The sequence below is a fragment of the Streptomyces malaysiensis subsp. malaysiensis genome (genome assembly GCF_040653035.1).
Taxonomy (GTDB): domain Bacteria; phylum Actinomycetota; class Actinomycetes; order Streptomycetales; family Streptomycetaceae; genus Streptomyces; species Streptomyces malaysiensis.
On sequence record NZ_JBEZNG010000006.1, the window covers coordinates 286,872 to 308,302 of the forward strand.

Annotated in this window: 21 protein-coding genes; 13 read left to right on the plus strand and 8 right to left on the minus strand. The window is 70.9% G+C overall.

Going from position 1 to position 21,431, the window contains the following annotated elements; translation table 11 throughout:
- The first annotated feature begins 3 nt into the window (after positions 1 to 3).
- Complete coding sequence (locus AB0E24_RS15645; protein ID WP_359377424.1) at positions 4 to 1,497, plus strand: MFS transporter; 1,494 nt, start codon at positions 4 to 6, stop codon at positions 1,495 to 1,497.
- A gap of 366 nt (positions 1,498 to 1,863) precedes the next feature.
- On the opposite strand, the gene AB0E24_RS15650 is transcribed toward AB0E24_RS15645, so the two are convergent.
- A complete protein-coding gene (locus AB0E24_RS15650) occupies positions 1,864 to 2,796 on the minus strand; it encodes a helix-turn-helix transcriptional regulator (RefSeq protein WP_079257571.1) in 933 nt (310 codons plus the stop codon).
- Positions 2,797 to 2,993: 197 nt separating this feature from the next.
- Between AB0E24_RS15650 and AB0E24_RS15655 the strand changes: the two genes are divergently transcribed.
- Positions 2,994 to 4,367, plus strand: coding sequence for an MFS transporter (locus AB0E24_RS15655; protein WP_359377598.1), 1,374 nt, complete (start codon positions 2,994 to 2,996; stop codon positions 4,365 to 4,367).
- Between the two features lie 197 nt (positions 4,368 to 4,564).
- Here AB0E24_RS15655 and AB0E24_RS15660 read toward each other — a convergent pair whose 3' ends face one another.
- Entirely contained in the window at positions 4,565 to 5,221 is a 657-nt protein-coding gene (locus AB0E24_RS15660) for a response regulator transcription factor (RefSeq protein WP_079257572.1), read from the minus strand.
- Positions 5,209 to 6,414 (minus strand): sensor histidine kinase, encoded by a 1,206-nt coding sequence (locus tag AB0E24_RS15665; protein WP_359377427.1) that lies wholly within the window; start codon positions 6,412 to 6,414, stop codon positions 5,209 to 5,211. The genes AB0E24_RS15660 and AB0E24_RS15665 overlap by 13 nt, the downstream gene beginning before the upstream one ends.
- 285 nt (positions 6,415 to 6,699) lie before the next feature.
- Here AB0E24_RS15665 and AB0E24_RS15670 point away from each other — a divergent pair, with 285 nt between their 5' ends.
- Complete coding sequence (locus AB0E24_RS15670) at positions 6,700 to 7,158, plus strand: hypothetical protein (RefSeq protein WP_180990644.1); 459 nt, start codon at positions 6,700 to 6,702, stop codon at positions 7,156 to 7,158.
- On the opposite strand, the gene AB0E24_RS15675 is transcribed toward AB0E24_RS15670, so the two are convergent.
- Together AB0E24_RS15675 and AB0E24_RS15680 are read right to left on the minus strand one after the other, a co-directional pair.
- Positions 7,127 to 7,420, minus strand: coding sequence for a hypothetical protein (locus AB0E24_RS15675; RefSeq protein ID WP_231981465.1), 294 nt, complete (start codon positions 7,418 to 7,420; stop codon positions 7,127 to 7,129). The two genes, AB0E24_RS15670 and AB0E24_RS15675, sit on opposite strands and share 32 nt — an antisense overlap.
- A gap of 137 nt (positions 7,421 to 7,557) precedes the next feature.
- A complete protein-coding gene (locus AB0E24_RS15680; RefSeq protein WP_069866006.1) occupies positions 7,558 to 8,940 on the minus strand; it encodes a glycine--tRNA ligase in 1,383 nt (460 codons plus the stop codon).
- Between the two features lie 150 nt (positions 8,941 to 9,090).
- Here AB0E24_RS15680 and AB0E24_RS15685 point away from each other — a divergent pair, with 150 nt between their 5' ends.
- The 9 genes from AB0E24_RS15685 (at position 9,091) to AB0E24_RS15725 (ending at position 17,788) form a co-directional block, all read left to right on the plus strand.
- Positions 9,091 to 10,077 (plus strand): metal ABC transporter substrate-binding protein, encoded by a 987-nt coding sequence (locus tag AB0E24_RS15685; protein WP_206332333.1) that lies wholly within the window; start codon positions 9,091 to 9,093, stop codon positions 10,075 to 10,077.
- 11 nt (positions 10,078 to 10,088) lie between these two features.
- Complete coding sequence (locus tag AB0E24_RS15690) at positions 10,089 to 10,976, plus strand: metal ABC transporter ATP-binding protein (RefSeq protein WP_232639460.1); 888 nt, start codon at positions 10,089 to 10,091, stop codon at positions 10,974 to 10,976.
- Position 10,977: 1 nt separating this feature from the next.
- Entirely contained in the window at positions 10,978 to 11,850 is an 873-nt protein-coding gene (locus AB0E24_RS15695; protein WP_079257576.1) for a metal ABC transporter permease, read from the plus strand.
- 169 nt (positions 11,851 to 12,019) lie between these two features.
- Positions 12,020 to 12,445 carry a Fur family transcriptional regulator gene (locus AB0E24_RS15700; protein ID WP_069866000.1) on the plus strand — a complete coding sequence of 142 codons (426 nt, stop codon included), beginning with the start codon at positions 12,020 to 12,022 and terminating at the stop codon, positions 12,443 to 12,445.
- A gap of 199 nt (positions 12,446 to 12,644) precedes the next feature.
- Positions 12,645 to 12,983 (plus strand): hypothetical protein, encoded by a 339-nt coding sequence (locus tag AB0E24_RS15705; protein WP_347235447.1) that lies wholly within the window; start codon positions 12,645 to 12,647, stop codon positions 12,981 to 12,983.
- Positions 12,983 to 14,422 (plus strand): hypothetical protein, encoded by a 1,440-nt coding sequence (locus AB0E24_RS15710; protein WP_359377432.1) that lies wholly within the window; start codon positions 12,983 to 12,985, stop codon positions 14,420 to 14,422. The genes AB0E24_RS15705 and AB0E24_RS15710 overlap by 1 nt, the downstream gene beginning before the upstream one ends.
- 21 nt (positions 14,423 to 14,443) lie before the next feature.
- A complete protein-coding gene (locus tag AB0E24_RS15715; protein WP_359377434.1) occupies positions 14,444 to 15,274 on the plus strand; it encodes a hypothetical protein in 831 nt (276 codons plus the stop codon).
- 6 nt (positions 15,275 to 15,280) lie between these two features.
- The gene (locus AB0E24_RS15720; RefSeq protein WP_359377437.1) at positions 15,281 to 16,399 is read left to right on the plus strand and encodes a glycoside hydrolase family 18 protein; all 1,119 of its coding nucleotides are present in this window, start codon (positions 15,281 to 15,283) and stop codon (positions 16,397 to 16,399) included.
- Between the two features lie 249 nt (positions 16,400 to 16,648).
- The gene (locus AB0E24_RS15725; RefSeq protein ID WP_359377440.1) at positions 16,649 to 17,788 is read left to right on the plus strand and encodes a Cmx/CmrA family chloramphenicol efflux MFS transporter; all 1,140 of its coding nucleotides are present in this window, start codon (positions 16,649 to 16,651) and stop codon (positions 17,786 to 17,788) included.
- On the opposite strand, the gene AB0E24_RS15730 is transcribed toward AB0E24_RS15725, so the two are convergent.
- From AB0E24_RS15730 to AB0E24_RS15740, 3 genes are all read right to left on the minus strand, one after another.
- Positions 17,730 to 18,632, minus strand: a complete 903-nt coding sequence (locus tag AB0E24_RS15730; protein ID WP_359377442.1) for an SDR family NAD(P)-dependent oxidoreductase — start codon at positions 18,630 to 18,632, stop codon at positions 17,730 to 17,732. The two genes, AB0E24_RS15725 and AB0E24_RS15730, sit on opposite strands and share 59 nt — an antisense overlap.
- A gap of 109 nt (positions 18,633 to 18,741) precedes the next feature.
- On the minus strand, positions 18,742 to 19,320 hold the full coding sequence (locus AB0E24_RS15735) for a TetR/AcrR family transcriptional regulator (protein ID WP_283886663.1): 579 nt from the start codon (positions 19,318 to 19,320) through the stop codon (positions 18,742 to 18,744).
- Between the two features lie 100 nt (positions 19,321 to 19,420).
- Complete coding sequence (locus AB0E24_RS15740) at positions 19,421 to 19,996, minus strand: CGNR zinc finger domain-containing protein (protein WP_359377451.1); 576 nt, start codon at positions 19,994 to 19,996, stop codon at positions 19,421 to 19,423.
- A gap of 103 nt (positions 19,997 to 20,099) precedes the next feature.
- Between AB0E24_RS15740 and AB0E24_RS15745 the strand changes: the two genes are divergently transcribed.
- Positions 20,100 to 21,272, plus strand: a complete 1,173-nt coding sequence (locus tag AB0E24_RS15745; protein WP_359377453.1) for an epoxide hydrolase family protein — start codon at positions 20,100 to 20,102, stop codon at positions 21,270 to 21,272.
- Positions 21,273 to 21,431 lie beyond the last annotated feature (159 nt).

Here is a 21,431-nt window from a genome sequence, read left to right on the forward strand (position 1 = left end):
ACCATGCGTGAGCTCAGCCATCGGCGGCGCATGCTTGTGCTGGCGATCTGCTGCATGAGCCTGCTGCTCGTCAGCCTCGACAACACCGTCCTTAATGTCGCCCTGCCCTCGATGCGAAGCGATCTGCACGCTTCCGTGTCCGGGATGCAGTGGACGATCGACGCCTACACCCTCGTGCTCGCCGCCCTGCTGATGCTCTCGGGTTCGACGGCCGACCGGGTGGGGCGCAAGCGCACCTTCCAGACCGGGCTGGTGATCTTCACCCTCGGGTCGGGGCTGTGCAGTCTCGCGCCCAATCTGGAGGCGCTGGTCATCTTCCGCATGGTGCAGGCGATCGGCGGTTCGATGCTCAACCCCGTCGCGATGTCGATCATCACCAACGTCTTCACCGAGCCCAGGGAGCGAGCCCGCGCCATCGGGGCCTGGGGCGGGGTCGTCGGCATCAGCATGGCGGCCGGGCCGATCGTGGGCGGGCTGCTGGTGGAGTCCGTCGGCTGGCGCTCGATCTTCTGGATAAACATTCCGGTCGGGGTCGCGGCGCTGATCCTCACCGCCCGCTATGTGCCGGAGTCGCGCGCCCCCAAGCCGCGCCGGGCCGACCCCATCGGCCAGTTGCTGGTCATCGCGGTGCTGGGCACCCTCACCTACGCGATCATCGAGGCGCCGGACCGCGGCTGGGACTCGCCGCTGATCGTCACCTGTGCCGTGATTGCCGTCGCGGGGCTCCTCGCCCTGGTCCGCTACGAGGGACGGCGTGAGGAACCGCTGATCGATGTGCGGTTCTTCCACAGCGCGCCGTTCAGCGGGGCGACGGTGGTCGCGGTGTGCGCCTTCGCGGCGCTCGGCGGCTATCTCTTCATGAACACGCTCTACCTCCAGGACGTGCGCGGGCTCAACGCGCTGCACGCCGGGCTGTGGATGCTGCCCATGGCGTTCATGTGCTTCGTCTGCGCGCCACTGTCCGGGCGGCTGGTGGGGGCCCGCGGGCCCCGGCCGTCGATGCTGGTGGCAGGGGTGGCCATAACGGCCAGCGGGGTCATGTTCGCCCTCTTCAACGCCCAGGCGAGCGATGCGGGGCTGCTGATCGGCTATGTGCTGTTCGGCCTCGGCTTCGGCATGGTCAACGCGCCCATCACCAATACGGCGGTCTCCGGGATGCCCCGCACCCAGGCCGGGGTCGCCGCGGCCGTCGCCTCCACCAGCCGTCAGGTGGGCCAGTCGCTCGGCGTCGCGGTCATCGGCGCGGTGCTGGCGGCGGGCGCCGCCTCGGCGGCGACGAGCAGGGTGGGGCACGCCGCCTCGCCCGCGGCCGCCACGGCGTTCGTGGACGCCGCCCGCCCCGCCTGGTGGATCATCGCCGCATGCGGTGCCGTGATCCTGCTGCTGGGGCTGGTGACCACGGGCCGCTGGGCCGAGCGGACGACCCGGCACGCGGCGGCGCTGTTCGAGGGGGAGGGCGCGCCGACGGGTCAGACGTCGGCGAGCGCGAAGGCGTAGTTGGCGCGAGGGGGGGCGGGCGTCCGGCGTACGGTGCCGCCTGCGGCGGGCCAGCCCCTCCCCGCCCCTCCCCGAAACCGGAGCTCCGCCCCGGACCCCCGCCGGGGCTCCGCCCCAGACCCCGGACCGGGCTCCGCTCCCCTTCCCACGCATCGATATGCGGCTCCGCCACGTGGCAGGGCTCCGGCTCCGCCGTATGGCGGGGCTCCGCCCCAGGCCCCGGGGTCCAGGGGCGGAGCCCCTGCCACGCGGCGGAGCCGCACATGCATGCTGCGGGAAGGGGCAGGGAGGGGAAAGATCCACCGGGCACCCCGATGCATCCACCGGGCACCCCCGATGCGTAAGGAGCCCGCCCGGCCCCGGGGTTCAGACCGCCGCCGGGGCGGCCTCCGTGGCCTCCGCCGCGAGTGCCAGGGCGTGCAGCCGCTCCAGGCGCTCATGGGTCTCGGCGTCCGCCGGAGTGTAGGTGAGCAGCTTGGGGCCCTGCTGGGGGCCGGTCCACAGACTGGTGGCGGCCAGCCGGACGATGCCCACCTCCGACTGGCGATAGACCTTGATCTTGTCGCCGGGCCGCACCACCTCGTGCCGCGCCCAGATCTCCCGGAACTCCGGAGAGGCGTCCTCCAGCCGCTTCACCATCGCCTTCCAGGCGGGCTCGGCCACATGCTCGGCCATCACGGCGCGGAACTTGGCCGCCATGAGCCGGATCGTCTCGTCCCGGTCCACCAGGCTGGAGCGCCACTCGTCATGGGTGAAGGCCAGCCACAGGCAGTTGCGGTCCTCCGGCGCCACCTTGTCCAGGTCGCACATCAGCAGCCGGTAGGTGCGGTTGTAGGCGAGCAGGTCGAAGCGGCTGTTCTGGACGCAGGCGGGGAACGGTTCGAGCTGTTCCAGCATGAGCTGGAGCGACTGCGGTACGCCGGTGCACTCGCTCGCCGGGGTCGGGTCGATGGCCGCGGCGAGCGCGAAGAGATGGGTCCGCTCGCTGCGGTCCAGGAGCAGCGCACGGGCGATGGCGTCGAGGACCTGCGCCGAGACATGGATGTCGCGGCCCTGCTCCAGCCAGGTGTACCAGGTCACGCCGACGGTCGAGAGCTGTGCGACCTCCTCGCGGCGCAGCCCGGGGGTGCGCCGACGGCGGCCTCGGGGCAGCCCCACCTGCTCGGGGGTGATCCGCTCCCGGCGGCTGCGCAGGAACGCGGCCAGCTCACCCCGCCGTATCTCGGCCCCCGCACTTCTGCTCTCGGCCGTGGCACCGGCTGTGGCACCGGCCACGGCATCACGCACGATCGTGGTCATGGTTCCAGGGTGCCCAAGGTCTCAGCCGGTTGCCAGGTAGTTCTTGTACCAGGATAAAGACACTCTGGTACCAGCTTGAGCCACCCGGGATCTTCGTAAGCGTGAGCGAAACGCAGATTCCGACGATACGCAACAGAACCGCCGGCCCGGACGCCGCGAAGACCACCGGCCGGCCCCGCACCTCCTCGGGCCCCGCGCTGAGCCCCCTCGGGCTGTTCACCGTGCTGCTGGGCGCGGCGCTGCCCCTGATCGACTTCTTCATCGTCAATGTGGCCCTGCCCACCATGGACCGCGATCTCCACGCCGGTCCGGCCGTGCTGGAGCTCGTCGTCGCCGGATACGGGGTGGCGTACGCGGTGCTGCTGGTCCTCGGCGGACGGCTGGGCGACACCTTCGGACGGCGCAGGCTCTTCCTCGCCGGGATGGCGGCCTTCGGGCTGACCTCGCTGGCCTGCGGGCTCGCACCGGACGCCTGGAGCCTGGTGGGCGCCCGGGTGGCGCAGGGCGCCTCGGCCGCGCTGATGCTTCCCCAGGTGCTCGCCACGATCCACTCCTCGACCAGCGGTTCGCGCCGCGCCCGCGCGCTCAGCATGTACGGCGCGACGGCCGGTCTCTCCATGGTGGCCGGGCAGATCCTGGGCGGTGTGCTGGTGGCCGCGGACATCGCGGGCACCGGGTGGCGCGCGGTCTTCCTGGTCAATGTGCCGGTCGCGCTGATCGGCCTGCTCCTCTCGGTCCGTACGGTCCCCGAGACCCGCTCGCCCCGGCCCGCGCCGGTGGACCTGCCGGGCACCGTGTTGCTGGCGCTGTCGCTGATCACGCTGATGGTGCCGCTGACCGAGGGCCAGGCGGCGGGCTGGCCGCTGTGGACCTGGCTGACGCTGGGCGCGTTCCCGTTCCTGGCCGCCGCGTTCTACGTCGTGGAGCGGCGCGCGGACCGGGCGGGGCAAACGCCGCTGCTGCCGCCGAGCATGTTCGCGCTGCAAGGGCTGCGGCGCGGGCTGCCGATGGTGGTGCCGTTCTCGATCGGCTTCGGGGGCTTCATGTTCGTCATCGCGGTCGCGCTTCAGCAGGGGCTGCGATACGGGCCGGTCGACGCGGGGCTTGCACTGGCGCCGATGGCGACGACGTTCTTCGTGGCCTCGCTGATGGGACCGCGTCTGGTGGGCCGGTACGGCAGCCGTGTGGTGACCGCGGGCGGGCTGATCCAGGCGGTGGGCGTCGTGCTGCTGACGCTGGCCGTGTGGCGCGACTGGCCGGGCCTGTCGCTGACCGGGCTGCTGCCCGGGGTCGCGCTGGCCGGGTTCGGGCAGGGGCTCCAGCTTCCGGTGCTGATCCGGATCGTGCTCGCCGATGTGCCGAACGAACGGGCCGGAGTGGGCAGCGGCGTGATGGTCACCACCCAGCAGTCGGCGCTGGCGCTGGGCGTGGCGACGCTCGGCACGCTCTTCCTGGCCCTGGCGCCGTCGGCAGGCATGGCCAACGCGCTGATCATCACGCTCGTGGCCCAGCTGGGGGCGATCGCGCTGACCCTGCTGCTGAGCCTGCGGCTGCCGCGCGCGGTGTCGTAGCAGCCCGTCCGCGGCTGCCGGACGGTGCCGTAACCCGTCCGCGGCTGCCGGACGGTGCCGTAGCCGGTCCGCGGCTGCCGCACGATGTCGTGGCCCATCCGCGGCTACCGCACGGTGCCGTAACCCGTCCGCGGCACCGTCGTGGCCGGGCGTCGCCCACGCGGCGGGGCCGCGCATCGAGTCAGCCCCGCGCCCCTTCAGGGCGCCCCTCGGCCCACGCCCAGGAAGCGCAGTACGGCCAGCACCCTGCGGTGGTCCGCCTCGGCGACCGGCAGGTCCAGCTTCCCGAAGATGGAGTTGATGTGCTTGGCCACCGCGCTCTCGCTGATCACCAGCGCCCCGGCGATCCCCGCGTTGGACCGCCCGCCGGCCATCAGCTCCAGGACGTCGCGCTCGCGCGAGGTCAGCCGGTCCAGCGGATCACTGTGCCGTCGTACCAGCAGCTGGGCCACGACCTGCGGGTCCAGCGCGGTGCCGCCGCCCGCCACCCGCCGCAGCGCGTCGATGAACTCCTCCACGTCCGCGACCCGCTGCTTGAGCAGATAGCCGATCCCGCTGGTGTGGGAGGTCAGCAGGTCCGCCGCGTACCGCTCCTCGACGTACTGCGACAGCAGCAGCACGGCGGTGTCCGGCCACTGCCGCCGGATCAGCAGGGCCGCCCGTACGCCCTCGTCGGTGAAACCGGGCGGCATCCGGACGTCCACGACGGCGATGTCCGGGCGGTGCTCCTCGACCGCCGCCAGCAGCCCCTCGGCGTCGTCCGTCTCCGCCACGACCTCGAAGCCCGCGGTCTGTACGACCTTGACCAGGCCGATCCGCAGCAGAACCGAGTCCTCGGCGATCACGGCGCGCACGGCAGCTCCACGGTGATGACGGTCGGGCCCCCGAGGGGGCTGCTGATGTCGAAGGTGCCGTCCACCGAGCCCACCCGCTGGGCGAGCCCCGCCAGACCACTGCCGCGGGCGGGGTCGGCGCCTCCGGCCCCGTCGTCGTCGACCACCACCCGCAGCCTGTCCCCGGCCCGTACGACCTCGACCCCGGCCCGGGTGGCGCGGGCGTGCTTGGCGATGTTGGCGAGGGCCTCGGAGACCACGAAATAGGCGACCGCCTCCACGGTCGGGGCGGCCCGTTCGGGGACGTCCACCCGCAGCCGCACCGGCAGCGGAGCGCGGGCCGCGATGCCGGAGAGGGCGGCGTCCAGGCCGAGTTCGTCCAGGACGGCGGGGTGCAGCCCGCGCACCAGGTTGCTGAGCTCCTCGATGGCCTCCTTGGCCTCGCGGTGCGCCTCGTCGATGACCTTGCGGGCCGCTTCGGGCAGATCGTCCATCGTGGCCTTGGCCAGGCCCAGGTTGACCGCCATGGAGACCAGCCGCTGCTGCGCGCCGTCGTGCAGATCGCGTTCGATACGGCGCCGCTCGGCGTCCGCCGCGTCGACCGCGCCCGCACGGCTCTCGGTCAGGTCCTCGACCCGCCGCTCCAGCTCCGCCGCGGGTCCTGGCCCGAGGAAGGCGGTCGCCGCGCGCGTGTCGAGCCGTACGAGGGCGCCGATGAGCCAGTACGCGAGGGCCAGCAGGGCGCAGCCGCCCACGGTGAGGTACGCGGCCGACGTGGCGTCCGGCAGGAACTTCAGCCGTCCGGCCTGCTGCCGCCAGAGGAACACGGTCGCGGCCGCCACGCCCACCAGGGCGAAGCCCCAGGCCAGCACCCCGCCGAAGGCGACGGCCGGACCGGCCAGCAGGTGGTACCACAGCTGCCGCCGGGCCCTTGGGGGGCCGGTGATCCCGACGCCGAGCAGCGCCGCGAACCGCTGCCGCTGCACACGCGTCAGCAGCGGGGTGGCCACGGCCGGGCCGATCAGCGGGACGGTGAGCGCGAGCAGGATGTCCACCGGCGACGAGGCGTTGTCATAGATCACCCACGGCACGCTCATCGGCGCCGCCCAGGCCACGAACTGCACCGCGATGCCCGCGGAGCCGAAGCGGACGTCGCGCCCCAGCCGGTGCGGCGAACGTCCGAACGCGGGGCGTATCGCGGGGCGGAGGCTCATGCGACGACCTTAGAGCGGCCCCGGGCGGCCGCGCGCTGGACCGGATGCCCGGAATCGGGGTGCACCTGGTGCCACCCCAAGTCGGCAACTGGTGTGACCGACACCGCGGGCCGCGCCGACGAGGCTGGTGGAGCGCCCGGGACGACCGACCGGGCCCGGAAGGAGATCCGCCCCATGACCACCCTGTCCTCTCCCGCCACCGGCCGGGGGACCGCGCGGAGGCCGCGGCGCGCGCTTCCGCGACGGCGAGTGCTTCCCCGGCGGCGCGAGCTTGCATGGCGACGCGTGCGGCCGGAGTGGGTGCTGCTGGTCTCGGGGGCGGCGCTGGTCCCCTGGCTGTACGTACTGGCCCGGACGGTGCCGTCCACGGCCCTGGTCGGCCGCTGGAACGCCGCGTGGGTGGGTCTGGACGCCCTCGAGGCGCTCGGGCTGCTCTCCACCGCCGCGCTGCGCAGACGTGGCGACGACCGCCATCGGCTGACCGCGGCGGCGACGGCGGCGCTGCTGGTGGTGGACGCGTGGTGGGACACGGTGACGGCCGCGCCGGGCGGGGCGCTGGTGTCGGCGGTCGCGATGGCGGTCTGCGCGGAGCTGCCGCTGGCGGCGCTGTGCACGGCGCTGGCGCTCGGCCGGGAACGGCGGCCGGTGACCGACGCGACCACGGTCGGCACCACCACGGCGCCCGGGCCAGCGGTCGCCCCGAGAACCCCGATCACCCCTGGGAGGCGGCCCACCAGAGAATGAGCGCGGCCACCGCGAAACAGGCCAGCATGATCAGGACGACCTGGCGCCGCGCCGCCGCGTCGGCGGTCATCCGGGGTGAGCCGAGGGCCCCGTGTGCCTGGGCGAGGTGGTCGAGCCCCTTGTGCCGGGCGCCGCCGTAGGTGATCCGCTCCTGCCAGTCGCAGTGTTGGCAGCCGAGCAGCCGCCGCTGCCCCGGACCGTAGCCGTAGCTCACCTCGAAGACCGTGCCGTCCTCGCGGATGGCGGTGATGTGGTGCGTCACTCCTCGCACGATTGGTTTGCCCCCCGTTCTGCCGATCGACGGGCTCCGGCGGCCACGGACATCGCGTCCGCGGCGCCGGAGCCCGTCGTCGGGTGTGTGTCCGGTGCCCGTGGTCCGGGCGCGGGGCCCGGACCGGGTCAGCAGCCGATCAGGCGGCCGCCCAGGTAGGACTGGATCTGGTCGAGGGAGACCCGCTCCTGCTTCATCGTGTCGCGCTCACGCACGGTCACGGCATTGTCGTCGAGCGTGTCGAAGTCGACGGTGACGCAGAACGGCGTGCCGATCTCGTCCTGACGGCGGTAGCGACGGCCGATCGCGCCCGCGTCGTCGAACTCGATGTTCCAGTGCTTGCGCAGGTCCGCCGCGAGCCCCTTGGCCTTCGGCGAGAGCTGCGGGTTGCGGGACAGCGGCAGCACCGCGACCTTGACCGGCGCCAGGCGCGGGTCGAGCCGCATCACGGTGCGCTTCTCCATCTTGCCCTTGGCGTTGGGCGCCTCGTCCTCGACGTACGCGTCGAGCATGAAGGCCAGCATCGCGCGGCCCACGCCCGCCGCCGGCTCGATGACGTAGGGGGTCCAGCGCTCGCCGGCCTCCTGGTCGAAGTACGACAGGTCCTGGCCGGACGCCGCGGAGTGCGCCTTCAGGTCGTAGTCGGTACGGTTGGCCACACCCTCCAGCTCGCCCCACTCCGAGCCGCCGAACTGGAAGCGGTACTCGATGTCAGCGGTGCGCTTGGAGTAGTGGGAGAGCTTCTCCTTGGGGTGGTCGTACCACCGGATATTCGCTTCCTGGAGACCGAGGTCCCGGTACCAGTTCCAGCGCTGCTCCATCCAGTACTCGTGCCACTTCTCGTCCTCGCCCGGCTTGACGAAGAACTCCATCTCCATCTGCTCGAATTCACGCGTACGGAAGATGAAGTTCCCCGGCGTGATCTCGTTGCGGAACGACTTGCCGAGCTGCGCGATACCGAACGGCGGCTTCCGGCGCGAGGTCTGCTGGACGGCGAGGAAGTTGGTGAAGATGCCCTGGGCGGTCTCGGGGCGCAGATACGCGATCGAGCCGGAGTCCTGGGTCGGGCCGAGGTGGGTGGCGAGCAGACCGGAGAACTGCTTGGGCTCGGTGAAGCTGCCCTTGTTGCCGCAGTGCGGGCAGTTGACGTCGGCCAGGCCGTTCTCGGGGAGCCGGCCGTGCTTGGCCTCGTACGCCTCCTCCAGGTGGTCCGCGCGGAACCGCTTGTGACAGGAGGTGCACTCGGTCAGCGGGTCCGTGAAGGTGGCGACGTGGCCGGACGCCTCCCACACCTCACGGGCCAGGATCACGGACGAGTCGAGTCCGACGACGTCGTCACGCGAGGTGACCGTGGAACGCCACCATTGCCGCTTGATGTTCTCCTTCAGCTCCACACCGAGCGGTCCGTAATCCCAGGCGGCGCGCTGGCCGCCGTAGATCTCGCTGCACGGGTAGACGAAGCCACGGCGCTTGCTGAGGCTGACGATGGTGTCGATCTTGTCGGCGGCCACGGTGCTCTCTTCATTGATGACGACATTGACGACGAAGCGAATGCTTCAGGTTACCGGCGGCGGCACCCCCCGGATCAAATCGATAGCCGAAGCGATCGGGAAGAGGACACTTGTTGACAATCGTTTCCATCTTTGTTGAAAATGAGAGTCATGAACATACGCCGCCTCAGCCCCATGACCGCCCTCGTCGGAGCCGCCGCACTGGGTCTGACCACCCTCACAGCCTGCTCCTCCGACGCCGGGGACGGAAGGAAGGACGGAAAGCTGGATGTGGTGGCGTCGTTCTACCCCATGCAGTTCCTCGCCCAGCGGATCGGCGGGGACGCCGTCCATGTCTCCTCCCTGACCAAGCCCGGTGTCGAACCGCACGACCTGGAGATAAGCCCCCGGCAGACCGCCGATCTCACCGAGGCCGGTCTTGTGGTCTACCTCAAGGGGCTCCAGCCCTCCGTCGACCGGGCCATCGCCCAGGCCGACCCGAAGCACGTCGCCGACGCCACCTCGTACACCACCCTCGAGGACCACGGCGCCGAGGTGGAGGGCGACCACCACGAGGGCGAGGGGGGCCATGAGGGCGAGAAGGGCCACGACGGGCACGCCCACTCCGGCGACGCCGCCGCCGACCCCCATATCTGGCTGGATCCGGTCCGCTACGCCCAGGTGGCCAAGGGCGTCGGCAAGGCGCTGGAGAAGGCCGACCCCGATCACGCCAAGACGTATCAGAAGAACACCACCACCCTGGTCAAGGAGCTCAACACGCTCGATCAGGACTTCCGGAGCGGTTTGAAGGACCGTTCTTCGGACACCTTCATCACGACCCACGCCGCCTTCGGCTATCTCGCCGAGCGCTACGGCCTGCGGCAGGAGGCGATCTCCGGGCTCGACCCCGAATCCGAGCCCAGCCCGGCGCGGATCAAGGGGCTGCATACCATCGCCAAGAAGGACAAGGTCAACACCGTCTTCTTCGAAACCCTCGTGAGCGACCGGACGGCCAAGACGCTGGCGGGCGATCTCCATCTGCGGACCGATGTGCTCGACCCGATCGAGGGCATCGGCTCCAAGTCCAAGGGCGAGGATTACATCCAGGTCATGCGATCCAATCTGAAGGCTTTGCAGCGGGCGCTGGGCGCCAAGTGACGGAGGAAGTCATGGAAGCGGAGGAGGCCCGGGAGACCGGGGTGACCGAGGAGCCGGACATAGCCACGGCCGCGGCACCGGCCGCCCGTCCCGCACCGACGGCGGATCCGGCCGCGCGCCCCGCCTCGGCCGCCGCCGAGGACCCGATATCCCTGCGCGGCGCCACCGCCACCCTCGGTGGCCGCCCCGTGCTGCGCGGTATCGATCTGACCGTCCGCCGCGGTGAGGTCGTGGCGCTGCTCGGCGCCAACGGCTCGGGCAAGTCCACCGCCGTACGGTCCGTCGTCGGCCAGGTGCCGCTGAGCGGCGGTGAGCTGACGCTCTTCGGCATTCCGCGCCGCCGCTTCCGCGACTGGGCCCGGATCGGTTACGTACCGCAGCGCACCACGGCCGCCAGCGGGGTCCCCGCGACCGTGCGCGAGGTCGTCTCGGCGGGCCGGCTGGCCCGCCGCCGGTTCGGCCCGCCGCGCAAGGCCGACCGGGCGGCGGTTCAGCGGGCCCTGGAGCTCGTCGGCATGGCCGACCGCGCCCGGGACCCGGTGGGCGCCCTCTCCGGCGGTCAGCACCAGCGCGTGCTGATCGCCCGCGCCCTCGCGGGCGAACCGGAACTACTGATCATGGACGAGCCGATGGCCGGGGTCGACCTCACCAGCCAGGAGATCCTCGCGGGCACCCTCCGCGAGCAGGTCGCCGCCGGTGCCACGGTCCTCCTGGTGCTCCATGAGCTCGGCCCGCTGGAGCCGCTGATCGACCGCGCGGTGGTGCTCCGCGACGGCTGTGTCGTCCACGACGGGCCGCCGCCCAAGGCCGTGGGCCAGCATGCGCTGCCCGGCCACGATCATGTCCATCCCCATGCGGCGGCCGACGCCGAACCGATCCGGACAGGGTTGCTGACCTGAGATGCTCGAGATCCTCGACTACGCCTTCATGCAGCGGGCCCTGCTCGCCGCCGTCCTGGTGGGCATCACCGCGCCCGCGGTCGGCATCTACCTCGTCCAGCGCCGTCAGGCGATCATGGGCGACGGAATCGGCCATGTCGCGCTCACCGGTGTCGCCCTCGGCTTCCTGACCGGCGCCAACCCGGTGTGGACCGCCGTCGCCGTCTCCGCGCTCGGCGCGATCCTCATGGAGCTGATCCGCTGGTACGGCAAGACCCGTGGCGATCTCGCGCTCGCGATGCTCTTCTACGGCGGGATGGCGGGCGGTGTGCTGCTGATCAACCTCTCGCCGACCGGCTCCAACGCCAACCTCACGACCTATCTCTTCGGCTCGATCACCACGGTCTCCCCCGAGGACGTCGTCGCGATCTCCCTCCTGGCCGCCTTCGTCGTACTGATCACCCTGGGGCTGCGCCGCCAGCTGTTCGCGGTGTGCCAGGACGAGGAGTTCGCCCGGGTGACCGGCCTTCCGGTGCGCACGCTCAATCTGCTGCTGGCCGTCACCGCGGCCGTCACGGTCACCGTCGCCATGCGCGTCGTGGGCCTGCTCCTGGTCAGCGCCCTGATGGTGGTCCCGGTCGCCGCCGCCCAGCAGGCCACCCGGGGCTTCGCGATGACGCTCGCGCTGGCGATCGCCATCGGCGTCGTGGTGACCCTGTCCGGCACGGTCTTCTCCTTCTACAAGAACGTCCCGCCGGGAGCCAGCATCGTCGTCCTCGCCATCGGCGTCTTCGCCGTGATCACGGCCCTGGCCGCGCCCTTGGCGAAAAGACGTGCTCAGCGGGCGGCCGAGGCCGAGGAACGGTGCACGTTGAGGGACGATGTACTCGTATAGTCCGCAGTTGGTCCGCAGTCCATGAGCCCCCTGCCCATGAGCCCGTCGCCGAGTCCGTCGCTCTCGTCCGTCCCCCAAGCGATAACTGGCACAATGGCCGGGCAGAAGGCGCACCGGGCGCGGAATGAGCCCCGAGAGCGACGGAGCATGCGAGGTTGAGGAGGCAGCTGTGGTGACCGCGGGTCCCCCAGTACGCGGCCGGTCCACCAGGCAGCGCGCCGCGGTGGCGGCGGCGCTGGACGAGGTGGACGAGTTCCGCAGTGCGCAGGAGCTCCACGACATGCTCAAGCACCGGGGCGACTCGGTGGGCCTGACCACGGTCTACCGCACCCTCCAGTCCCTCGCCGACGCCGGCGAGGTCGATGTCCTCCGCACCACGGAGGGCGAGGCGGTCTACCGCCGGTGCAACAGCGAGGAGCACCACCACCATCTGGTCTGCCGCGCCTGCGGCAAGGCGGTCGAGGTGGAGGGCCCCGCCGTCGAGAAATGGGCCGAAGCGATCGCCGCCGAGCACGGCTTCGTGGACGTGGCCCACACGATCGAGATCTTCGGCACCTGCTGCGACTGCGCCGCGGCCAAGGCTCCGCGGGATTGACGCCCACTCCGCGGATGGGCTTCCTCCACGGAGTCACCCCTACGGTCCGGCGTCCCCAGACCTACGGTTCGCTTCCCCTCAGGGCCGTCACAGCCTTGTACTGAAGACGCCGTCGTACGCGCGTCACCCGCGTTCATCGGCGGTGTGCCGGGTACGGTGCCAAGTACATGAACATTACGGCTGCTTGGGGGGAAGCCTGATGTCCTTGTTTCCTGATCTACCAGGGCTGCCGGACCTCTTCGTCGATCCACCGTCTCCCAAAAAGACCGCAGGCGCCTTCCACACCGCCAGCGCGACAGGGCAGAACAAGGTCAAACTGGACGACCCCGAGGCCGCCGGGAAGGCCCATTCGGGCTGGGCGGTCGCGGCGCCCAACCAGGAGTGCGTCACGGCATGGCGCAACCGTCTGCACGACCTCGGCAAGTCGGCCAGGGAGGCGGCCACCGCCATCACCGATGCCATGGACGACTACATGGACACCGACCTCTCCATCGAGGCGGAGCTCCGCAAGGACGCCCGCTGGCTGGAGGGTGCCTGATGGTCTCCGTACCCGACCTCCACTCCGCGAACCCGCAAGCCTGGCGCGACGCCGCCGCCGACGCCCTCACCGCTGCCAAGCACTGCGAGGAGATCGGCGCCTTCGCCCGCGACGACGTGGCCCGCACGCTCGAGAAGCAGTGGGTGTCCGACGCCGGGCTCGCCGCCCGCCGCACTTTCGTCAAGCACGCGGAGGACTACGAAGCGGCGAATCTGGCGCTGCGCGAGCTCTGCCGCGTCTACGACGACCTGGCCGACGAGATCGAGGCCGCCCAGCGCGATCTGACCAGCGCGCTCGGCTACGCCAGGGACCATGAGCTGACCGTCGACGACAGCGGCCGCGTCTCCAGCTCCGAACCCGCCTCCGGTCCCGGTGACGACAGCCAGTCGGAGCCGGTCCGGCACGCCCAGGGCATCATCGAGGGCGCCCTGTCCCGCGCGACCAAGGCCGACAACACGGCGTCGGCCGCGCTGCGGACCATCAGGGGCCTCACGGAGATCTCCGATCCGGAGCTGGTCAAGGAGGCGCTGAAGAAGAACAGCCCGCTGGCCATCGCGCTGCGCCTGACGGGAGCGCCCGACGGCCCGCATCCGATCAATGTCTCCCCCTCGCAGCTCGCCGCCGTGGAACGGGCCGCGAAGGAGACCGGGATGAGCAAGACACTGCTGCTGTCGATCCTCTGGCAGGAGCAGCAGTGGTACCAGAACTACGACAAGGACGGCCGCGGTCTCCTGCCGAGCTTCGGCCGGATCTTCAACTGGACGCTCCAGCAGACGATCAAGCCGGACAAGTCGCTCGGCATCACGCATATGAAACTGGGGACGGCCCGTAATGTGATCGGGCAACACCGACAGGCGTTCACCACGCCAGACGGCACCTATCTGGGAGACCTCAGCGATGCCCAACTCACCAAGTACATCGAGGAGAACCCCAACGAGGACATCCGCCTGAGCGCGTACTACCTCCAGGAGTTGCGGAAGAATCCGTACGGCTCGGACACCGACAAGCAGTTGTTCGTGCTCTACGCCGCCGACACTCCAGACGTCCGCGAGAAGAACGAGCAGTACGGGGACGACTCGGACCACCGAGGGGGCGACATCAAGGCCCGCGGCGAGAACTGGGACAAGCTCCAGCCACGTCTCGAGGACGCCAAGGCGTGGGAGGCCCTGAGCGACGAAGAGCGCCAGAAGGCCCTGGAGCAGTTGGAGGGCGACACCCCCAAGGGGCACTCGTTCACCATCGACCCGATCTACGGCGGCGACACGCCCGCCACCGGCACCGGCGAGCCAGAGCCCGGTACACCGTCGCCGGAGCCTGGGAAGTCCCCCACTCCGCCGTCCTCGGGTGGCGACGACGATGGAGGCGGTGGCGGGGGCGGCGACAAGAAGCCGACCGAGCCCAGCCCCGGCCTCACACCGCGTCCCTCGGCGACGGGCTAGGCCCCCTGAAGAAGTGAGTTCATGAAGCGAGTGATCAGCGTGTTCGCGGTGGGGGTGGCCATGGCCGTCCTCGCCGCGTGCGGCAACACCACGCAGGGCGGCACCGGCTCGTCGCCCGGCCCGAGCGCCACGATGCCGGGCAATGTGCCCACAAAGCCCGAGTACGCGGACGCCGACGCGGTCGTGAAAGCCCTCGAAGCAGGGGGCATCCCCTGCGAGATCACCCGCCGCTCGCAGGGCGGCAGTGCCGGAGGAAGCGGCCTCGGATGCGCCTCCGTCATCGACGGCGTCAAGTTCGAGAACGACATCCAGGTACTGAACCCGAAGAAGTTCAGCCGCGACGAGATCGGCGAGTCCATCGCCTCCCACCGAGAGCCGCCGACCAGCCACACGTTGGTCGCCGCGGGTCACTGGTTCGTATGGGTCACCGAGCCCCGCTTCGCGAACCGCGTCGCGGCCGCTCTCGGCGGTGTCGTACTGCCGTCCAAGAAGGCCAAGATCCCCGACTATCCGCTCCCGGACATCCCCCGCACCCCCCGCTACCGGACCGTCGGCGCCCTCGCCGACGACCTCGCGGCGGAGGTGGGCTGCGACGACCGGAAGCAGCGCTCGGACACCGTCCTGACCTGCACTACCGGCAAGGACACCGGCTCACCCAACTGCGCCACCCTCGCCCTGCACGCCTCGGACGCCGACCGTAACGCGGTGCTGCGCGAGGCCATCGCCTACAAGGGCGTGCCCGCGACCCTGGTCACGGCCGGCAACTGGACCGTCAACCTCTGCGACTACGACCTCGGGTCACGCGTCGCCGACACCCTGCACGGCACGGTCGTGTCCTACGACGGAGGCTGACCGCCGATGCCCTCGGAAAAGCCCGACCGCACCCCCGTCCGCGTGCTGCGCCGAGCGGCGTCCGTGCTCGGGCGGGGACGGACGGCGTTTGTGCGGGGCTGGGCGCATCCGCGGCTGAAGTGGCCCAAGCGGGTGGCGGCGGGTGCCGCTGTACTGCTGGTGGTGCCCATGCTGACCGCCGGGGTGTCGCTGCGGCTCCAGTACGCGGGAGACCCCGCGCCCGGAACGCGCACCCGTGAGCGGGACGCGCTGTGGCTCGGGCACGCCTGGGTGGACGGGCGCAACGGCGAGGCTCAGCTCGCCGGGCTGGTCCGGCGGGTGCGCGACACCGGCGTCCGGGACCTGTACGTCCACGCGGGCCCGCTGGAGCACGACGGCGACCTGCCCGCCTCGCGCTACCCCAAGGCCCGCCGGCTGGTGGACGCGGTGCGGCGGGAACTGCCCGGTGTACGCGTACAGGCGTGGCTCGGCGACGTTCTGTCCACCGAGGGCGAAACGGGGATGGACCTCGGCCGACGGGCGACGCGCGAACGCATCGTGCGCTCGGCGCGCCAGGTGCTGGACGCGGGGTTCGCGGGCGTCCACTTCGATCTGGAGCCGCTGCACTCCGGCGACCGGGACTACCTCTCGCTGCTGGACGACGTACGCGCGGTCACCCGCGCCCACCACGCACCGCTGTCGGTGGCCGCGCACCAGATCGACCCGCTCCCCTCCCTCCACTCCGTCGCGGGTTTCGTCACCGGCCACCCCAAGTGGTGGTCGCAGTCGTACTTCGGCGCGGTGGCCCGCCGGGTCGACCAGATCGCGGTGATGTCGTACGACACGTCGATGCCCCTGGAGAGCCTGTACGGGGGCTATGTGGCCCACCAGACGCGGCTGGCCCTGGAGGTGACCCCGCGCGGCACCGATCTGCTGATGGGCCTCCCTGCGTTCCACACCGACGACATGGGTCATCACGAGTCGGCCGAGACGGTGGCGGCGGCCGTGCGGGGCGTCCGCCTCGGCCTGAGCCGCGAGGACGCGCGCCGCGAGCGGTTCGGCGTCGCGCTGTATGTGGACTTCGCGGCGACACCGGGCGACTGGGCCGCGTACCGGGGCGGTTGGGGCACACCGAAATCCGATTGATCCCGGTCGGGCTCATGGGTACGGTGCCCGATGTGACGAGCCCCGAATCAGACAGAGCGGAGCCGCCGGTCGCCCGGCGGCGAGCGGTTGTCTGACCACTGACCCGACCCGTCTCCGGGTCGATTCTCTTGGGTCGATCTCGCTTCCGGCGACCGGACACGACTCCGTGTGTCTGGTTCCGCCTCATCGGCGCCCAGCACGCGGCCGTTCTTGCCCGCGCACGCTCATCGCATCGCTGGAGTCGACCTCTTGCCCATCTTCCTTTACGTCCTCGCGCTCGCCGTCTTCGCGCAGGGAACGTCCGAGTTCATGCTGTCCGGTCTGGTACCGGGAATCGCCCGCGACCTCTCCGTATCGGTGGGCGCCGCGGCGAGCCTGACATCCGCGTACGCGATCGGGATGATCGTCGGCGCCCCGGTGATGGCCGCGCTGAGCGCACGCTGGCCGCGCCGCCGCGCGCTGGCGGGCTTTCTGACGGCGTTCGTCGTGGTGCATATGGTCGGCGCGGTCACGACGGACTTCGCCGTGCTGTTCGGAACCCGTGTCATCGCCGCGATCGTCAACGCGGGTTTCCTGGCGGTGGCGATGTCCGTAGCGACGACACTGGCTCCCAAGGCCAAGCAGGCAAGGGCCACAGCGGTTCTGCTCTCGGGGGTCACCCTGTCATGCGTGGCGGGCGTCCCCGCGGGCGCGCTGCTGGGCGACTGGTCCGGCTGGCGCTCCGCCTTCTGGGCCGTGGCCGCCCTGTGCCTGCCCGCCCTGGCCCTGGTCTTCCACCAGGCACCCGCCGACGCGGCGGCCGCCCGGCGGGAGATCTCGCTCAAGGGCGAGGCCCGTGCGCTGCGTTCGCGCCCGGTACGGTCGGCCATGCTGCTCGCGGCCGTGGTCAACGGGGCGACCTTCGCGACCTTCGCCTATCTGGCCGTCATCGCCACGGACGTCGCCCACCTCCCCGACACCGCCGTCCCGGCCCTCCTCGCGGCGTTCGGCGCGGGCGCGTTCATGGGCGTGACCGCGGCCGGCCGCAGGGCCGACGGAGAACTCGGGCGCGGATTGCTCCTAGCGCTGTGCGCCCTCCCGGCGGGCTGGGTGCTGTTGGCGTTGACCAGCCCCTGCACAACCCCGCTCTTCCTGGTGACGATCGCCCAGGGCGCCCTGTCATTCGGCATCGGCTCGGCACTCGTCACCCGCGTCATGCACACGGCCTCCCGGGCCCCGTCGTTGGGCGGTTCATTCGCCACGGTCGCCCTGAACGCGGGCGCCTTCCTGGGCCCGCTGCTCGCGGGCATCGCGACCGGGACGACGGGCGACTACCGGGGCGCGGCCTGGGTCAGCGCGGCCCTGGCCGCGACGGCGGTCGCTCTTCGAGGGGTGCGAGCCGCCGACTGAGCCTGAGCACGTCCTTGACCGTCCGGGGGTCGCCGCTTCCGCGGAAGGCGCGGACGGGGGTGGCCTCGGGGCCGATGAGGAGGCCGGTCCGGCCGTCTAGTGAGGCGTCGGTCGCGGCGGCGACGGACGACCGGGCGGCCATGGCGGCGGGGCCCGCGGTGGAGCGTTCGAAGGTCCGCCGGACCAGCGGCCACAGCAGGCGCAGTGGCGGGGAGACGATCTTCGGTGAGCGCAGGGTGCCGTTGGTCATGTCGGTCGCGGCGCCGCCTGGGTCGGCCGCGAAGACCGTGACACCGCTGCCGCGCAGGCGCTCCGCCAGGTCCAGGGTGTAGACGAGGTTGGCCAGCTTGGCCCGGCCGTACCAGTGGAACGCGTAGTAGCCACCCGGCGGTTCGACGGCGTCGAAGGAGCGCTTGGCCGCGCGGATCGCTCCGGAGCTGACGTTCACGATCCGGCTCGGCCCGTCGGCCCGGAGCTGATCGAGGAGCAGCTCGGTCAGCAGGTACGACGAGAGGTGGTTGACGGCGAACGTCGCCTCGATCCCGTCGACGGTCCGCTGTCGGTCCGCGAACATCGCACCCACGTTGTTGACCAGGACCTTCAGTGGCCCCTCGGCCGCCAGCCGGGCGGCGAGCGCCCGGACGGCGCCGAGCGACGCGAGGTCGGCCGCGACGAACCGCGGCTCGCCCCCGGTGGCGACCGCGGCGATCCGCTCGACCGCGCGGGCGCCGCGCTCGGCGTCACGGCCGACCACGGTGACGGCGAGCCCGCTCGCCGCCAGCCCCATCGCGGTTTCCAGACCGATCCCCCCGGTCCCCGCCGTCACGACTGCTCGCTGCCCCATAGGTCTGCCCTCCACGGCCTCACCGACCCGCAACCGGATAAGTATCCGATTCGATGGAGGCACGCTAGCACGACCGGATACCTATCCGGTTAGCGAGATGGGCTGGTTGTCAGCGCGGGGGACGAAGCCCCTCGAGGAGGACATCGAGGTAGATCTCGGTGCGCGCCGGGTCGCCGTCGCCGGAGCGTACGGCGTGCTCGACCCCGCAGAGCAACCGGCGCACATCGTCCGCCTCGACATCCCGCCGGATGACGCCGTCAAGGCGGGCGCGGTCGAGCAACTGGGCGACGGCCCCGTCGAGTTCGGCCTTCAGCGCCGCGGTCTGCGCATCGGTATCGCTGGCGGATTCGAGCACGGCGGCGAAACCCGCATCGCTCAGCGCGTGCAGCAGAGCGAACCGCAGCAGACGGTGCAGCCCCGCGAGCGCGTCCTCGTCGGCGGCCGCCGCCCGCGCCTCATCGACCAGATCCTGAAAGCGCTCGGTCGACAGCGCCTCCCACAGCGCGTGGCGATTGGGGAAATGCCGGTACACGGTTCCCACGCCCACCCCGGCGAGCCGGGCGATGGCGTTCAACTGGAGCGAGTCATCCCCGGCGGCCAGTTGCTCACGGGCGACCCGCAACACCCGAGCGCGATTGCGCGCGGCATCCGCCCGCAGCACAGGCCCTTGCTCGCCTTTCGGTGTCACGACCTCAGCATAAGGGGCCACATAAGGGGCCACCGATGACGGCCCGCCGCGACGGATGCGTTGCGGGCGTGAGACCCACTTGACCGTACCGAGGTAACGATCACTCCGCTGACCTGGGGTTTTTACGCTGGTTGGCGTTGAAGCGGGCTTTCTTCTGACGATTCCCGCACGTGTTCATGTCACACCATCTACGGGTGCGGCTCTGACTGGCGTCGAAGAAGGCGGCTTGGCAGGTCGGCGAGGCACACAAGGCCAGTTTTCCGTCTCGTTCGCCCGCGATGATGCTGATCGCATCGGCGGCGATCACGCTGAGGGCATCTTCCACGCGGGAATCCGCGCCGAGCCGCCATCGGCGCTCGCCCTCGGGCGTCAGGATCGCCGCGGCCCGACCCCGAACACTGAAGTCATTGATGACCTGGACAGCGGACGCGGGGAGAACGTCCTGGATCGCGGCCGCCGTCGCGGCGGCGTGAATCGCCTCCCTCAGCTCCCGGGCGAGGTCGAGCTGGGCAGTGGCGCAGGAGTCCACGGCGAGGCCGTACACCGCCAGCCAGTCGACGAGTCTGCCCGGCGTGGGAATGCGCTCCACAGCGTCGCCATAACGCTCCGACAGCGTCCCCGTGAAGCTGGTCGCCAGCACCTTACCGAGGCGGAAATCAGGGAACCCAGCACGCATGGAACCACCTTAGCCGGTTGCGGCGTGGCTCGGAGAACTGCTAGAACCGGCTTAGCCGGTTCACGATGGACCGTAGCCGGTTCCACGATGGCCAGGAGGTCCCATGCCCCGCCTCACCAGCGACGTACAAGCATGTGAAGCCCGCGCGACCGACGCCGACCTCGACGATCTGCGCGCGCGACTGGCCGCGGCGCGGCTACCGGAGGCCGAGACGGTCCATCGCGCCGCGCCCGGCCCTCGCCGATGGGAACAGGGCGTTCCGCTCGCCGATCTCGTCGATGTCGTGAACTACTGGCGCACCGGGTACAACTGGCGGTCGTTCGAAGAGCGCCTTAACCGGATCGGCCAGTTCCGCACGACCATTGACGATCTGGGAATCCACTTCCTGCACCGCCGATCCGCGCGCGCGGATGCCACTCCTCTGATCTTGACGCACGGCTGGCCGGGCAGCATTGCCGAATTCATCGATGTAGTGGACGAACTGGCGGATCCGAAAGACGCGGACGCGCCGGCATTCCACGTCGTGGTCCCGTCGCTACCAGGCTTCGGTTACAGCGACAAACCGGCCGCCACCGGGTGGGGAACCGAAAAGATCGCGGCCGCATGGGTGGAGCTGATGGCAAGGCTCGGCTACGGCAAGTTCGCAGCCCACGGCGGCGACTGGGGAGGCAATATCACCACGGTTCTCGGCGGCAGGTTCCCGGCACACGTCCTCGGCATCCACACCACGTTCGCGGAGGCCCCGCCCGGGTTGACAACGGACGGGCTGACGGCGGCCGAGCGCATATGGACCGAGCAGACCCGCGATTTCTGGCGCCACCGCGCGGCGTACGCGAAGCAGCAGGCGACCCGACCGCAGACCATCGGCTATTCGCTCGTCGACTCACCGGTCGGGCTTCTCGCCTGGATCCTCGACAAGTTCGCCGAGTGGTCGGACACCGAAGACAGCCCGTTCGAGACGATTTCCAGGGACAGGGTCCTTGACAACGTCACCCTGTATTGGCTGACGCGGACCGGCGCATCGGCGGCCCGCATTTACTACGAAAGCCATAACTCGCTGGACCCCGAACTCCGGGTCGACGTCCCGTCGGCAATCAGCATGTATCCCCGCGACATCGAGAAGTGCCCGCGCCCCTGGGCACAGGAGCGGTACCGACAGATCGTCCGATGGAGGTCCCCCGAAACCGGGGGACATTTCCCGTCGCTGGAGGTTCCCGAGTATTTCGTCAAAGACCTACAAGAGGGCCTCGCGGCAGTGCTGGCCACCAACCGGTGAACGCGACCGGGACCTATCCGCCAACGCCCCCGACCACACCGGAGATCTCCGCTCGCGAAATGGGCGCCACCGCTTCGAGGTCCACGCCGCACGGCCCCTCCCCGAAGGCCGTTGACAAAGCGGAACGGCGTTCCGTATCGTAACCGGAACAAGGATCCG